General features: G+C 48.1%; 1 protein-coding gene. It reads left to right on the top strand.

Annotated elements, in window-relative coordinates:
- Positions 1–22: 22 nt before the first annotated feature.
- Positions 23–621: HsdM family class I SAM-dependent methyltransferase (locus AC1DWB_RS36925; protein ID WP_477545995.1), on the top strand; the 599-nt coding region annotated here is incomplete at its 3' end.

Below are 621 nucleotides of genomic sequence, written 5' to 3'. Positions count from 1 at the left end.
GCCTTCCGTGGGCGACGGGCAGATGCTGTTTCTCATGACAGCAATATCAAAAATGAAAGAGCAGAAGGACGGCGGCAGCCGTATTGCAATCATCCATAATGGTTCCCCACTGTTCACGGGTGATGCAGGGAGCGGCCCATCCGAAATCCGCAAATACATTCTTGAGAATGATATACTGGAGGCTATTATCGCCCTGCCCAACGACATTTTTTATAACACGGGCATTGCTACCTATATCTGGGTGTTGTCCAACAAAAAGAAGGGCACCAAACGTGAGGGCAAGGTGCAGCTAATAAACGCAAACGGCCTGTTTGAAAAACGCCGGAAGGCTCTTGGCAACAAACGAAACGACATTCCGGACAGTGCCATAGAGGAAATTACCCGGCTGTACGGAGACTTTGCGATGAGCGATATCAGTATGATTTTTGACAATACCGACTTCGGCTACACCAAAATTACTGTGGAACGCCCCCTTAGGGATGAGAACGGTAAACTTGTATTGAAAAAAGGTGAAAAACAGGCTGACACCAATCTGCGAGATACCGAGAATATATCGCTGAAAGAGGATATCGACGAGTATTTTAAGCGGGAGGTACTGCCCTTTGCGCCGGATGCCTGGAT

It is taken from the genome of Paenibacillus sp. P4_E11 (assembly GCF_056401635.1).
Note: the sequence above shows the minus strand (reverse complement) of the source record. Positions and strands in the feature narration are given on the sequence as shown.